The sequence below is a fragment of the Amycolatopsis sp. TRM77291 genome (assembly GCF_054166285.1).
This window is the reverse complement of the sequence record NZ_JBSZHF010000001.1, coordinates 8,902,549-8,915,300: the sequence shown is the minus strand read 5'-3', so window position 1 is coordinate 8,915,300 and position 12,752 is coordinate 8,902,549. Positions and strand designations below refer to the sequence as shown.

Genomic DNA, 12,752 nt, shown 5'->3' with positions numbered 1-12,752 from the left:
GAACGCGGAACTCGCGTGATCAGAGCCGTAACTCGCGTGATCAGAGCCGTAACTCGCGTGATCGAAGGCGTAACTCACGTGATCAGACGGACGACACGCGTGCTCAGGAGGCGCGCGGGAGGCGGCGGCCCGGCGGGGCCGACTCCAGCCAGGAGAGGAAGCCGGTGAGGGCGCCGGGGCCCATCGCGATCTCGATCGCCTCCTGCGTGGCGGACTCACACCGCAGGACGATCGAGCCTTCGGGGACGGCGTACGCCTCCGTGCCGGAGGGATCGCGCCGGTCCGCGATCTCCATACTCGCCCGCTGGAAGACCCGGTCCGGGCCGGTCCGCAGGCTCCACACCCGGAACCAGACGAACTCGTCGCCCTCGTAGCGGCCCAGCCCCAGATGCCAGCTGGACCGCGCCTCGTCCGGACGCCACCGCAGGGCGACACTCACGCCACCACCGCGGCGCATCCGGACCCACCGCAACGAATACCAGGCCACGACGACGGCCAGGACGGTCAGGGCCCCGAGAACACCCACGGCGATTTCCACGGCCCGGCCCCTGTCCTTCGCCCGGTCAGACTGACTGACCGGCCGCGCGGAGCTGGGCGGTCGCCCTAGCCCGCTCTTGCTCGTCTTCGCCGCTCAGCGCCTTCTTGGCCGCGTCGACGTCGATCTCGTCCGAAAGCTCCGCGCTCTCGGCGAGGATGCTCACGCCGGTCGCGGTGACCGACAGGAACCCGCCGTGCACCGCGGCGGTCACGGTCTCGCCGTCCGTGGTCGTCACCTTCACGACGCCACCCTCGACGAGCTGGCCGAGAACCGGCTCGTGACCGGCCATGATGCCGATCTCGCCCTCGGTGGTCTGCGCCACCACGAACGTGGCGGTACCCGACCAGAGACGGCGCTCGACGGCTACCAGCTCGACAGAAATCTCAGCCACGTAGCTTCCCTTCACCTCAGGTGCTGGCACCGAGTGTAATGGAGTTTCAAGGTTCCCTCTGCTCATGGATTCTCGGCGGGAAAGCTTGCCTCGAATCAATGCGAACGACGGGACCAGCGTCCACAGTAGACACTGATCCCGCCGCTCATCGGAACATCACTTCTTGGTGATTTCCTTGTACTTCTTCTCGAGGTCTTCGAGGCCACCGATACCCAGGAACGCCTGCTCCGGGTAGTGGTCGAAGTCGCCCTTGGTGATGCGGTCGAAGGACTCGATGGTCTCCGACAGCGGCACGGTCGAGCCCGGCTGACCGGTGAAGGCCTCGGCGACCAGCATGTTCTGCGACAGGAACCGCTCGATGCGGCGCGCGCGCTGAACGGTCAGCTTGTCCTCTTCCGACAGCTCGTCCATACCGAGGATCGCGATGATGTCCTGCAGTTCCTTGTACTTCTGCAGGATCCGGATGACCTCGGAGGCCACGCGGTAGTGGTCCTCACCGACGATGGCCGGGTCGAGAATGGTCGACGTCGACGCCAGCGGGTCCACCGCCGGGAAGATGCCCTTCTGGAACACGCCACGGGAAAGCTCCGTGGTGGCGTCCAGGTGGGCGAACGTCGTCGCGGGGGCCGGGTCGGTGTAGTCGTCCGCGGGGACGTAGATCGCCTGCATCGAGGTGATCGAACGACCACGGGTCGAGGTGATCCGCTCCTGGAGCTGACCCATCTCGTCGGCCAGCGTCGGCTGGTAACCCACGGCCGAAGGCATACGGCCCAGCAGGGTCGACACCTCGGAACCGGCCTGGGTGAACCGGAAGATGTTGTCGATGAAGAGCAGCACGTCCTGGTTCTGCACATCGCGGAAGTACTCCGCCATGGTCAGCGCGGACAGCGCGACCCGCATACGGGTGCCCGGCGGCTCGTCCATCTGGCCGAAGACGAGGGCGGTGTCGTTGATGACGCCGTCCTCGGACATCTCCAGGAAGAGGTCGTTGCCCTCACGGGTGCGCTCGCCGACACCGGCGAACACCGAGGTACCACCGAAGTTCCGGGCGACACGGGTGATCATCTCCTTGATGAGCACCGTCTTGCCGACGCCGGCACCGCCGAACAGGCCGATCTTGCCACCCTGCACGTACGGGGTCAGCAGGTCGACGACCTTGAGGCCGGTCTCCAGCATCTCCGTCTTGCCCTCGAGCTGGTCGAAGGACGGCGGGTTGCGGTGGATGCCCCAGCGCTCGAGGTCGTCGCCGTAGCCAGGCTCGTCGAGGCACTCGCCGAGCGCGTTGTAGACGTGGCCCTTGACCTTGTCGCCGACCGGCACCGTGATGGGGCCGCCGGTGTCGGTGACCTCGGCGCCACGGACGAGGCCGTCCTGCGGCTGGAGCGAAATGGTGCGGACGAGGTTGTCGCCGAGGTGGCTGGCGACCTCGAGCGTCACCGTCTTGCGCAGCTGCTCGAACTCGATTTCGACCTTGAGGGCGTTGAACTGGTCGGGGACGGAACCGCGCGGGAATTCGACGTCGACGACCGGGCCGGTCACCGAGACGATGCGCCCCTTGGCACGGGCTTCAGTACTGGTCATCAGTCATCACTTCCTGCTGCGGTGAGAGCGTTCGCCCCACCGACGATTTCGGAGATCTCCTGGGTGATCTGCGCCTGGCGGGCCTGGTTCGCCTCCCGCGTCAGCGTGTTCACCAGTTCGTTCGCGTTGTCCGACGCCGCCTTCATCGCGGTACGGCGGGCCGCGAGTTCGGACGCCGCCGACTCGAGCATCGCCGCGAAGAGCCGCGTGTTGATGTACTTCGGCAGCAACGCGGCGAGCAGCTTCTCGGCGCTGGGCTCGAACTCGTAGCTCGGGAGCAGGCTGTCGGGCTTCTCCTCTTCGCCCTCGGTGTACTCGACCTCGAGCGGCGCGACGCGCTTGGCGACGGGACGCTGGGTGAGCATCGAGACGAACTCGGTGTAGACGACGTGGATCTCGTCGACACCCAGGATGCCGTCGGCGTTGCCCGACTCGTCGTCGGCGCCGTTCAGGAACGACTCGACGATGAGCTCACCGGCCTCCGCGGCGTTGACGTAACCGGGCTGGTCGGAGAATCCCGTCCAGCTTTCGGCCACCTCACGCCCGCGGAACTTGTAGAAGCTCAGGCCCTTGTTGCCGGTCACGTACAGCACCGGCTCCTTGCCCTGCTCACGCAGCAGCGTGAGGAGCTCCTCGGTCGCCTTCAGCACGTTGGAGTTGTACCCACCGCACTGACCCTTGTCGCTGGTGATCACGAGGACCGCCGCGCGCTTCGGGTTCGGACGCTCGACCAGCAACGGGTGGTCGAGGTTCGCCGAGGCTCCGGCCAGGGCCGAGAGCACGTTCGTGATCTCGTCCGAGTACGGCCGGGAAGCCGCGACCTTCGCCCGCGCCTTGGTGATGCGCGCGGTGGCGATGAGCTCCATCGCCTTGGTGATCTTGCCGATGGACTTGGTCGCCTTGATACGCGACCGGAGTTCTCGGAGTTGTGCGGCCATGAGCTATCAGCTCACTTCTTCGGGGCGGGCTTGTTGACCTTGACGGTCTCCTGCCCGACCTTCTCGGCGTCCATCGCGTCGGAGACCTCGACCAGGCTCTTGCCCTCGGAGGTGGTGAACTCCTTCTTGAACTCGTTCACCGCGTCGACCAGCCCGGAAGCGGTCTCCTTGGAGAACTTGCCCGATTCGCGGATGTCCTTGAGGAGCTCTCCGTGCTTGCGGCGCGCGGAGTCGACGAACTCGTCGCGGAAGCGGCGCACGTCCTCGGTCGGAACGGTGTCGAAGTGACCGTTCGTGCCGAGGTACACCGTGACGACCTGCTCCTCGACCGGGATCGGCGAGTACTGCGGCTGCTTGAGCACCTCGTACAGGCGGGCACCACGCTCGAGCTGCGCCTTCGACGCGTCGTCGAGGTCCGAAGCGAAGGCCGCGAAGGCCTCCAGCTCGCGATACTGCGACAGGTCGATACGGAGCGAACCCGAAACGTCCTTCATCGCCTTGACCTGCGCGGCACCACCCACGCGGGAGACCGAGATACCCACGTCGATGGCCGGGCGCTGACCGGCGTTGAACAGGTCCGACTGGAAGAAGCACTGACCGTCGGTGATCGAAATGACGTTCGTCGGAATGTAGGCCGACACGTCGTTCGCCTTGGTCTCGATGATCGGGAGACCGGTCAGCGAGCCCGCGCCCAGCTCGTCCGAGAGCTTCGCGCACCGCTCGAGGAGACGGGAGTGCAAGTAGAAGACGTCGCCGGGGAAGGCTTCACGGCCCGGCGGGCGACGCAGCAGCAGCGAGATCGCGCGGTAGGCGTCGGCCTGCTTGGTCAGGTCGTCGAACACGATGAGGACGTGCTTGCCCTCGTACATCCAGTGCTGGCCGATGGCCGAGCCGGTGTACGGCGCGATCCACTTGAAGCCGGCGGAGTCCGACGCGGGGGCCGCGACGATGGTGGTGTACTCCATCGCGCCGGCGTCCTCGAGGGACTTCTTCACCGCGGCGATCGTGGAGCCCTTCTGTCCGACCGCGACGTAGATGCAGCGGACCTGCTTCTTCGGGTCGCCGGACTCCCAGTTGGCCTTCTGGTTGATGATCGTGTCCACCGCGACGGCCGTCTTACCGGTCTTGCGGTCACCGATGATCAGCTGACGCTGGCCACGGCCGATCGGGGTCATCGCGTCGATGGCGGTGATACCGGTCTGCAGCGGCTCCGACACCGGCTGGCGCTCGACCACCGAAGCGGCCTTGACCTCCAGCGGGCGGCGGCCGGTGGTCTCGATCTCGCCGAGGCCGTCGATCGGGGCGCCCAGCGGGTTCACGACCCGGCCGAGGTAGCCCTCGCCGACCGGAACCGAGAGGACCTGACCGGTCCGCTTGACTTCCTGGCCTTCGACGACGGTCTCGAAGTCACCAAGGATCGCGGCACCGATGGAACGCGCGTCCAGGTTCAGCGCCACGCCGAGGACCCCACCGGGGAACTCGAGCAGTTCGTTGGCCATCGCCGAGGGAAGCCCCTCGACGTGGGCGATACCGTCACCGGCGTCGATGACGACGCCGACTTCTTCCCGGCTCACGTCCGGGGCGTAACTCGAGACGTAGTTCTCGATCGCGCTACGGATCTCATCCGAGGAGATCGTCAGCTCCGCCATTTCAATCCCGCTCTCGCTTCGTTCGTGCCAGTGTGCAAAGTCGTTGTTGTGGGTCAGCCGGCCAGGCGGCGACGCAGGGCGTCGATACGCCCCGCGGTGCTGCCGTCGATGACCTCGTCGCCGACGCGGACGACCAGTCCGCCGCCCAGTGACGGGTCGACCTCGACGTGCAGCGCGAGCTGCCGCCCGTAAAGGGCGTTGAGCTTCTCGCTCAGCCGAGCGTGCTGCTCGTCGGACAGCGCGCTCGCGCTGGTCACCTGGGCGACCGAGCGCTGACGGCGTTCCGCGGCCAGCTGGACCAGCCGCTCGAGGGCGTTGGCGACCCCGCGGCCCTTGGCGCGCAGGACGACCTGCTCGACGAGGGTCTTGGTGACCACGTCCACCTTGTCGGCGAACAGGGTGCGGACGAGGGTCCGCTTCGCCTCGGCGGGAGCGGTCAGGTCGGCCAGGGCCTGTTCGAGCTCCGGTGCACCCGCAACGATACGAGTGACCCGGAACAACTGGTCTTCGACAGCGTCGATGTTCCCGGACTTCTCCGCACTGGTGAGCAGCGCCGAGCGGCCGAGGGCCTCGAGCCCGTCGGTCAGTTCGCGCGGGCTCGACCAGCGGCTGCCCGCCACGGAGTCGAGCACCTGCAGGGCCGGCTCGGAAACCTTGCCCGCGAGGATCCCGCGGGCGAGGCCGATCCGGGCTTCGGGCGTGGCCGAACCGTCGGCGACGGCCCGGCGCAGGCCGATCTCCCGGTCCAGCAGGGCGACGACCGAAAGCAGCTCGTCGCCGACCGTCGCCGGGTCGGTGCCCGCGGCGGCCAGAACCTCGCCGAGACGCTTCTCGGCGAGGTCGAGCGCTTCACGGCTCGCAGCATGCAGCGTCATTCTGGTCTACTTTCCCGCTCCGTTGGAGGCGCCCGCGGTCTCCAGCTCGGCAAGGAACCGGTCCACGGTGCCGTGACGGCGCGCGTCGTCCGCGAGCGACTCGCCGACGATGCGGCTGGCCAGCTCGACGGAGTTGCGGCCGAGTTCGGCGCGCAGCTCGGCGATGATCTGCGCCTTCTGGGCCTGCAGCTGAGCCTGGCCCTGGGCGACGATGCGCTGGGACTCGGACTCCGCCTCGGCCCGCAGCTCCGCCTTGATCTGCTCGGCTTCGAGCCGGGCGTCGTCGCGGATCTTCGCGGCCTCGGAACGGGCTTCCGCCAGCTGCGCCTTGTACTGCGCAAGGTTTTCTTCGGCTTCGGCCTGAGCCTTCTCGGCCCGCTCGATGCCACCCTCGATCAGCTTGGTCCGCTCCTCGTAAGCCGTCTCGAAACGCGGGACGACGTACTTCTTCAGAACGAACAGCAGCAGAAGGAAGGCGATGAACCCGAGGATGAGCTCGGGAACGTGCGGCACGATCGGGTTGGGCGCCTCTTCGGCGGCCAACACCAATTCGGTCTTCAGCACAACGTCTCCTTAAGCGATGAGCGGAACTCAGCCCTAGGCGGAGGCGAGGAAGTAGATGACGATACCGATCAGCGCGAGCACCTCGGTCAGCACGAAGGTCGAGAAGGCGATGCCCTGGAGCTTGCCCTGGGCCTCCGGCTGACGGGCGGTTCCGTTGATGACCGCGGCGAAGATGAGACCCACACCGATACCGGGGCCGATCGCGCCCAGGCCGTAACCGATGGCGGCAAGACCCTTGTTGATGCTGACGGCCTCGGTGGCGGCCTGCGCAAGAACGATGTTGCTCACGTGCGTTTCCCTTCAAACTCGGTCCGCGCGACTCACGCGGATCGGGGGCTTTTGGTGTTTCTCAGTGCTCCGACGCCAGCGCGGCGCCGATGTACCCTGCGGACAGCAGCGCGAAGATGTACGCCTGCAGGATCTGGATGAAGGCCTCCAGGAACGTCATCGCGATGGCGAAGAGGAACGCCACCGGCGACGCGACCTTCACGATGCCTTCGCCCTCGGTCAGCAGGAAACTCCCGCCGAGCGTGAAGACCATGATGATGAGGTGCCCGGCGAACATCGCCGCGAAGACTCGGATGGCCAGGGTGGCCGGTGCGATGAAGAACTTCTGCGCGAACTCGATGGTGGAGTACAGCGGCAGAACGAATCCGGGAATACCCGCCGGAGCCAGTTCCTTCTTGAGGTAACCCTTGAATCCGTGGCGCTTGAACCCGACGTAGTGGTACACCGGGTAAACGACAAGGAACGCGAGAGCGACCGGGAAGCCGATTCGGGCCATGGTCGGGAACTGGAAGAACGGGATGATCCCGAACAGGTTGTTCACCAGCACGAAGCTGAACAGCCCCAGGATCAGCGGAATGAACGGCTTGAAGTCGGCCGATCCGATCTGCTCACGCGCGATGTTGTTGCGGCCGAAGTTGTAAATGCTTTCGGCGATGAACTGTCCCTTGCCGGGGACGACCTTGAGGCGGCGCGACGTCACCATGAAGTAGGTGACGATGATGATCAGGGAGATGATCACCAGCAGCATCGGCTTGGTGAAGCTCAACCAATAGCCGGAACCGAACAACGGCGGCAGGTTGAAGTCTTTGACACCAGGCGGCGCGAACTCCGCACCCTCGGCTAGTACCAGCGCGCCCACTGGGCTCCTTCCGGTTCTCCCGGCCGGCGTTCACTCCGCCGGGGGAATCGTCACGATCTGGACTTAACGTACCCGACACGTATCGGGCCGTCGGAGGCGGCCACCCCACGATGTGCTGAACACGGCTTCACGTTCCGCACACGAGGATTCTCGATGCAGTGCTCCCGGGAGACAGACGCCTACCAGCGGGTAAGAGGGACGATTCAACGCCGTCGCCACACTGCTGTTCGGGGTTCGTCATCAGGAGCCGGCGACCGAGGCCGCCGCCCATACGCGGACCATATCAGGGGGTACCGGCGGGCCGTACAGGCGTACTACATTGCCCCCGATCGGCCGAGGACCTAGGTCCCGCCCCAGGTCAGGACCTCGGTCCCGCGCTCAGCGGGAAGCGGGGATGATCGTCGGGATCTTGGTCTTGCGGAAGGCGGCGAACTCCACCGCGGCGGCCACGAGGATCGCGACGATCATGGTGACGCCCAAGGCCATCGGGTGGATCGAGCTCACTCCGCGCAGCAGCGTCAGCGCCCCGAACAGGAGGACGATCTTGAGCACGTAACCACCGAGAGCGATCACCATCACGAACATCGGGTCCATGCCGGCGCTGAAGCGCATCAGGCCCAGCGTCGCGAGGGCGGACACGATGGCGAGCACGCCACCGACGACCGAGCCGAGCAGGCCCGGGAGTCCATTGAGGATGGTGAACACCACGATGCAGATCAGCACCGCGGGCGGAACCAGCTTCAGGGAAGCCTTCGTCATCGCGTTGGCCGCCTGCAGGACCACCTTGGCGTGAGGGTTCTCCTCCGCCTCGACGGTCTTCTCGGTCTCGCTCACAGAAAACTCCCTGGTCGTCTCAGCCCGCCAGTGTAGGCCCGCGCCGACGCGGGCGGTTCAGGCGGTCCGGTTCCGGGACCGCAGCCTCGGCACGATCGACACCAGGGTCGCCAACAGGAAACCGAACCCGACGATCCAGAAGACCGCGGCACTGTCGAACAGCGTGACCGAAACGGCGCCGAACGCGAGCAGGCCAGCCCACAAGTAGATGAGCAGTACCGCGCGGCGCTGGGAGTGGCCGATCTCCAGCAGGCGGTGGTGCAGGTGCATCTTGTCCGCGGCGAACGGGCTCTCGCCGCGGCGGGTGCGGCGGATGACCGCCATGATCAGGTCGAGCATCGGCACGAACAGCACCGCGGCGACCACGACGAGCGGCGAGAGCAGCGCGAGGGCGTCCTTACCGCTGAACTGCGGATAGGGCACGCGGCCCGACGCGGACGTCGTCGCGCCCGCCAGCATGAGGCCGATCATCATCGAGCCCGAGTCGCCCATGAAGATCTTCGCGGGCTGGAAGTTGTACGGCAGGAAGCCCAGACAGGCCCCGGCGAGCGTGGCGGCGATGAGGGCGGGCGGGTACGCGCCGACGTCGCCACCCGAGGAGTCGAGCAGGCCCAGGGAGAAGGAGCAGGTCGCCGCGGCGGCGATGAACCCGAGACCGCCGGCGAGCCCGTCGAGGCCGTCGACGAAGTTCATCGCGTTGACCATGACGACCACCAGCACGACGGTCAGCAGCGCGCCCTGGTTCTTGTCCAGCACCAGCACCTGGCCGAAGGATTCGCCACCGCCGCCCCACGGCACCCAGAACGACACCCACTGCACACCGAAGATCACCAGGATCCCGGCGCACATGACCTGGCCGGCCAGTTTCGTCCAGGCGTCCAGCTCGAACCGGTCGTCGAGTGCGCCGATCAGGGAGATCACGCCCGCGGCGAGCAGGACGCCCAGTGAGTCGAAGGAGAAGTCGAAACCGCGGCTCAGCGCGGGCAGCTGGTGCGCGAGCCCCATCGCGGCGGCGACACCGAGGAAGATGCCGATCCCGCCCATCCGCGGGATCGGGGTGACGTGGACGTCGCGGGCACGCGGGTTGGCGATCGCGCCGATCCGGATCGCGACCCGGCGCACGACGCCGGTGAGCAGGAAGGTCACGGCCGCCGCGGTGAGGGCGACGAGGAGGTATTCCCGGATCGGGAGGCCTTGCGTAGGAGGCATGATGCGTTACGCCACCGAGGTCCAAGTCACTCGAACACGCTACCGCGTCAGGGGGATACGGCGGCCAACGGTCCTGCTGTCACCAGGACCCGCTCGCGAGCCGTCCGTCCGATCACGCTTGACGGCTAGGCGAGCGACTCCGCGGGCACGCCCAGTACCTCCGCGACGGCGGCCCGGCTGACCGCGCCCTCCCGCAGGATGACCGGGTCGTCGCCGGTGAGGTCGACCATCGTGGATGGGACGGGTTCCCCGGTGGATCCGCCGTCGAGGTACACCGCGACGCTGTCGCCGAGCTGGTCGACGGCCTCCTGCGCGGTGGAGGCGGGCGGCCGCCCGGAGACGTTGGCGCTGGAGACCGCCATCGGGCCGACGTCACGCAGCAGTTCCAGTGCGACCGGGTGCAGCGGCATCCGCAGCATCACCGTTCCGCGTGACTGCCCCAGATCCCACTGCAGGCTCGGCGCGTGCGGCAGGACGATGGAGAGGTCGCCGGGCCAGAACGCCTCCATGAGCGCGCGGGCCTGTGGCGGCGTGCCGAGCACGAGTCCGTCCACAGTGGACCAGGAGCCGACCAGGACGCCGACCGGCATGTCCGGGCCGCGGTTCTTGGCGCGGAGCAGGGACTGGACGGCGCCGCTGTCGAAGGCGTCCGCGCCGATGCCGTAGACCGTGTCGGTCGGGAGGACGACGAGACGGCTCGAGCGCACGGCGCTCGCCGCCGCGGCGAGCCCGTCGGCCCGGGATTCATGCTTGCTGCAGTCGTACACCGCGCTCATGGCCCCTGAGGGTAGCCCTGTCCCTTTCCTCGTGAGCGGTAAGGACGGTTCTAACCGTCCTTACCGCTCACGAGGTGGGCTGGATCAGAAGGCGAAAGCGGTGCAGAACGACGTCGCCGTCTTCGCCGGATCCGCGATCGACGTCGCGGTCAGCTTGATATGCGCGACGTGGTCACCGCCGGCGGCCCGTTTGGCGTGCGCCGTCGCCGAAGACCGCTTGCCGAACGGGACGGTGGACAGCTCGTTCGGCAGCCGCACCTCCCAGCCCTTCGCGTTGGTGGACGCGCTCAGGCGGTAGGTGTCGGTGTCGTACGGCGCCACGGCGCCCTTCGCGTCGCCGGTGTTGAGCACCGGGAACGAGCAGCTCGCGAGGCCCTGCTTGGCGAACGCCGGGGCCGACGGCCACAGCGAAACGCCCCTGGCCCGCGAGCCCGCGCCGTCGAGCGAAGCCACCGTGACGACGTAGGACAGCACGCCCTTGCGGTCGCGCTCGACGTCCGAGACGAGGAACTTCAGCCTGTTCGCCTCGTCGGTGTACTCGTACTTGCTCGCGGAACCGGTGCCCGCCTTGAACGCCGCGTCGTTGAGCTGGCGGTAGTCGCCGATCGTGATCGGCACCGGGGTGCCGTCCGGCTTCTTGTAGTCGGTCATGCCGATGTCGGCCGGATTCGCGTCGACGATCCATTCGAACGGCGCGTTGTCCTGGTTCTTCGTCTTCGCGATGATGACCCCGGAATCGGGGGCGAAGGAATCGCTGCCCATCCGGTCGACGACCTCGACGGTGTAATTGTGGAATCCGCCGCCGTCGCAGAACGGATCCTTCGACCGGTCGCATTTCGGCGAAAGGTCCCCGCCGGTCAGCGCGATGTTCATGCCGCTGTAGGCGCCCTGTCCGGGAAGGACCGAACGAGCGGTGATCCTCGCCGAGACCGGACCGGTCGTGGCTAGGGAGTTCCGGTCGAGTTTGAGAACGTCTTCCTGGTCGATGATGTCGAGCTTCATCTTGGTGCGCAGCATGTGGTGCGACCCCATCGAGCCGCCCTGCGTCGCCGGGATCTGCCAGCGCGTGTGCGGTCCCCCGGGACCGTTGAAGCTGCCGCGCGACATCATCTCCCACGGACCGGTGTAGGTCCTGGACAGCGGAGTGCCGAACGGGTTGTTGTAATTGTCGCCGATGCCGAGGATATGGCTCAATTCGTGCGCGTAGACCGCCTGGCCCGAGCTTTCGGCCTGGGTCGAGGAACCGGGGACCGCGTTCGGCCAGATACTCGCCGCCGATTTCCACGACGTCCACGGAACGTACCGGGTGGACGCGGCGTTCGGCATTCCGGCGACACCGGGGCCGAATTCGTCGGGCACGTTCCCCGGTTCGCCGAATTTCATCACGCCGAATTCCTGCCAGGTCGCGCTCTCGTCCTGGCCCGCGGAAAGATAGAAGACGAAGTCGAACTGCTTGGCGACGTCACCGACGTCCGCCCGCCAGGCCGCGCCCGCGTCGGCGCGCAGGTCGCGTTTGCAGTTCGCGTCCGGCGGACAGGCGTCGGGCTGGAATTCCATGCCGTATTCGAAGGACTTGCCGGGCAGGCGGTACGGCCCGAACGCGGTCAGGTCGACGCCCATCCGGCCGCCGGAGTCCTCCATCCAGTATTCGTTGATGGTGTGGCCGCGGTTGATCGCCTGCGGCTTGTTCAGGAAGTCCTGGTAGAACTTCGCGACGTTCGCGCGCGGGATGTCGCTCGCGGCGGGGCCGGGGTTGCCGAACACCGTCGAATGCGCCGGTTGCGTGACCGCGAACTCCTGATCGGGGTAGTCCGCGAGCACCACGGCACCCTTGAACGTCCGTTTCGTCGGCTTCAACGCGGGGTCGGCCCAGTTCGTGCCGGGCGGTTTGCGGTAGTCGTCCCACGTCATGTGGTCCTGGTTCTCCCAGGTCGACCCGTCGATCGGGGCGGGCCAGCCGTGCACCGGCACCGCGGCTGACGCGGGCTGGGCGACCAGACCCGGCAGCAGCGCGACGGTGGCGAGGACGGCGAGTGTTCTGAGCGGGGTTCGTCGGAGAGACGATCGCATCGGGGTACACCTCCCAGTCGGACCGCCGAGGAGGCGGCCGTGATCGACGTTAGGAGGCGGGCTTCGTCCTGGGCACCGCCGGAAGTCGTGAGTCTCGCTAACTATCGGTCCGCGCCCTCCCGCGTTTCGTCCTCTGGATGCGGTACTTGCGCGTGCAAGTACCGCATCCAGAGGACGAAA

The 12,752-nt window shown here is 67.1% G+C and carries 13 protein-coding genes; all 13 read right to left on the bottom strand.

Features of this window, described 5'->3' with window-relative positions; genetic code table 11:
- Nucleotides 1–103 precede the first annotated feature (103 nt).
- The 13 genes from ACXIZN_RS41920 to ACXIZN_RS41860 all read right to left on the bottom strand — a co-directional run bounded on the left by ACXIZN_RS41920 (nucleotide 104) and on the right by ACXIZN_RS41860 (nucleotide 12,572).
- Nucleotides 104–538 carry a DUF2550 domain-containing protein gene (locus ACXIZN_RS41920; RefSeq protein ID WP_126732655.1) on the bottom strand — a complete coding sequence of 145 codons (435 nt, stop codon included), beginning with the start codon at nucleotides 536–538 and terminating at the stop codon, nucleotides 104–106.
- A gap of 25 nt (nucleotides 539–563) precedes the next feature.
- A complete protein-coding gene (locus ACXIZN_RS41915) occupies nucleotides 564–929 on the bottom strand; it encodes a F0F1 ATP synthase subunit epsilon (protein ID WP_044852809.1) in 366 nt (121 codons plus the stop codon).
- 156 nt (nucleotides 930–1,085) lie between these two features.
- Nucleotides 1,086–2,510 carry a F0F1 ATP synthase subunit beta gene (gene atpD, locus ACXIZN_RS41910; protein ID WP_125673800.1) on the bottom strand — a complete coding sequence of 475 codons (1,425 nt, stop codon included), beginning with the start codon at nucleotides 2,508–2,510 and terminating at the stop codon, nucleotides 1,086–1,088.
- Nucleotides 2,510–3,448 (bottom strand): F0F1 ATP synthase subunit gamma, encoded by a 939-nt coding sequence (locus ACXIZN_RS41905; protein WP_378443764.1) that lies wholly within the window; start codon nucleotides 3,446–3,448, stop codon nucleotides 2,510–2,512. Before ACXIZN_RS41905 ends, atpD begins: the two co-directional genes overlap by 1 nt.
- Nucleotides 3,449–3,459: 11 nt before the next feature.
- Complete coding sequence (atpA, locus tag ACXIZN_RS41900) at nucleotides 3,460–5,097, bottom strand: F0F1 ATP synthase subunit alpha (protein WP_457960265.1); 1,638 nt, start codon at nucleotides 5,095–5,097, stop codon at nucleotides 3,460–3,462.
- Nucleotides 5,098–5,150: 53 nt separating this feature from the next.
- Nucleotides 5,151–5,972, bottom strand: coding sequence for a F0F1 ATP synthase subunit delta (locus tag ACXIZN_RS41895; protein WP_378443762.1), 822 nt, complete (start codon nucleotides 5,970–5,972; stop codon nucleotides 5,151–5,153).
- A gap of 6 nt (nucleotides 5,973–5,978) precedes the next feature.
- On the bottom strand, nucleotides 5,979–6,536 hold the full coding sequence (locus ACXIZN_RS41890; RefSeq protein ID WP_378443761.1) for a F0F1 ATP synthase subunit B: 558 nt from the start codon (nucleotides 6,534–6,536) through the stop codon (nucleotides 5,979–5,981).
- Between the two features lie 33 nt (nucleotides 6,537–6,569).
- Nucleotides 6,570–6,824 carry an ATP synthase subunit c family protein gene (locus ACXIZN_RS41885; RefSeq protein WP_063277150.1) on the bottom strand — a complete coding sequence of 85 codons (255 nt, stop codon included), beginning with the start codon at nucleotides 6,822–6,824 and terminating at the stop codon, nucleotides 6,570–6,572.
- Between the two features lie 61 nt (nucleotides 6,825–6,885).
- Nucleotides 6,886–7,683, bottom strand: coding sequence for a F0F1 ATP synthase subunit A (gene atpB / locus ACXIZN_RS41880; RefSeq protein WP_378443760.1), 798 nt, complete (start codon nucleotides 7,681–7,683; stop codon nucleotides 6,886–6,888).
- Between the two features lie 378 nt (nucleotides 7,684–8,061).
- The gene (locus ACXIZN_RS41875; RefSeq protein WP_063277148.1) at nucleotides 8,062–8,517 is read right to left on the bottom strand and encodes a hypothetical protein; all 456 of its coding nucleotides are present in this window, start codon (nucleotides 8,515–8,517) and stop codon (nucleotides 8,062–8,064) included.
- 57 nt (nucleotides 8,518–8,574) lie between these two features.
- Entirely contained in the window at nucleotides 8,575–9,726 is a 1,152-nt protein-coding gene (locus ACXIZN_RS41870; protein WP_457960264.1) for a glycosyltransferase family 4 protein, read from the bottom strand.
- 125 nt (nucleotides 9,727–9,851) lie between these two features.
- The gene (locus ACXIZN_RS41865) at nucleotides 9,852–10,502 is read right to left on the bottom strand and encodes an L-threonylcarbamoyladenylate synthase (protein WP_457960263.1); all 651 of its coding nucleotides are present in this window, start codon (nucleotides 10,500–10,502) and stop codon (nucleotides 9,852–9,854) included.
- Nucleotides 10,503–10,586: 84 nt separating this feature from the next.
- On the bottom strand, nucleotides 10,587–12,572 hold the full coding sequence (locus ACXIZN_RS41860) for a M6 family metalloprotease domain-containing protein (protein ID WP_457960262.1): 1,986 nt from the start codon (nucleotides 12,570–12,572) through the stop codon (nucleotides 10,587–10,589).
- Between the last annotated feature and the right edge of the window lie 180 nt (nucleotides 12,573–12,752).

Coding starts and splice junctions, on each gene's coding strand:
- ACXIZN_RS41865 (WP_457960263.1), bottom strand. CDS start 10,502: ATGAGCGCGGTGTACGACTGCAGCAAGCATGAATCCCGGGCCGACGGG.
- ACXIZN_RS41895 (WP_378443762.1), bottom strand. CDS start 5,972: ATGACGCTGCATGCTGCGAGCCGTGAAGCGCTCGACCTCGCCGAGAAG.
- atpA (WP_457960265.1), bottom strand. CDS start 5,097: ATGGCGGAGCTGACGATCTCCTCGGATGAGATCCGTAGCGCGATCGAG.
- ACXIZN_RS41870 (WP_457960264.1), bottom strand. CDS start 9,726: ATGCCTCCTACGCAAGGCCTCCCGATCCGGGAATACCTCCTCGTCGCC.
- ACXIZN_RS41860 (WP_457960262.1), bottom strand. CDS start 12,572: ATGCGATCGTCTCTCCGACGAACCCCGCTCAGAACACTCGCCGTCCTC.
- atpD (WP_125673800.1), bottom strand. CDS start 2,510: ATGACCAGTACTGAAGCCCGTGCCAAGGGGCGCATCGTCTCGGTGACC.
- ACXIZN_RS41905 (WP_378443764.1), bottom strand. CDS start 3,448: ATGGCCGCACAACTCCGAGAACTCCGGTCGCGTATCAAGGCGACCAAG.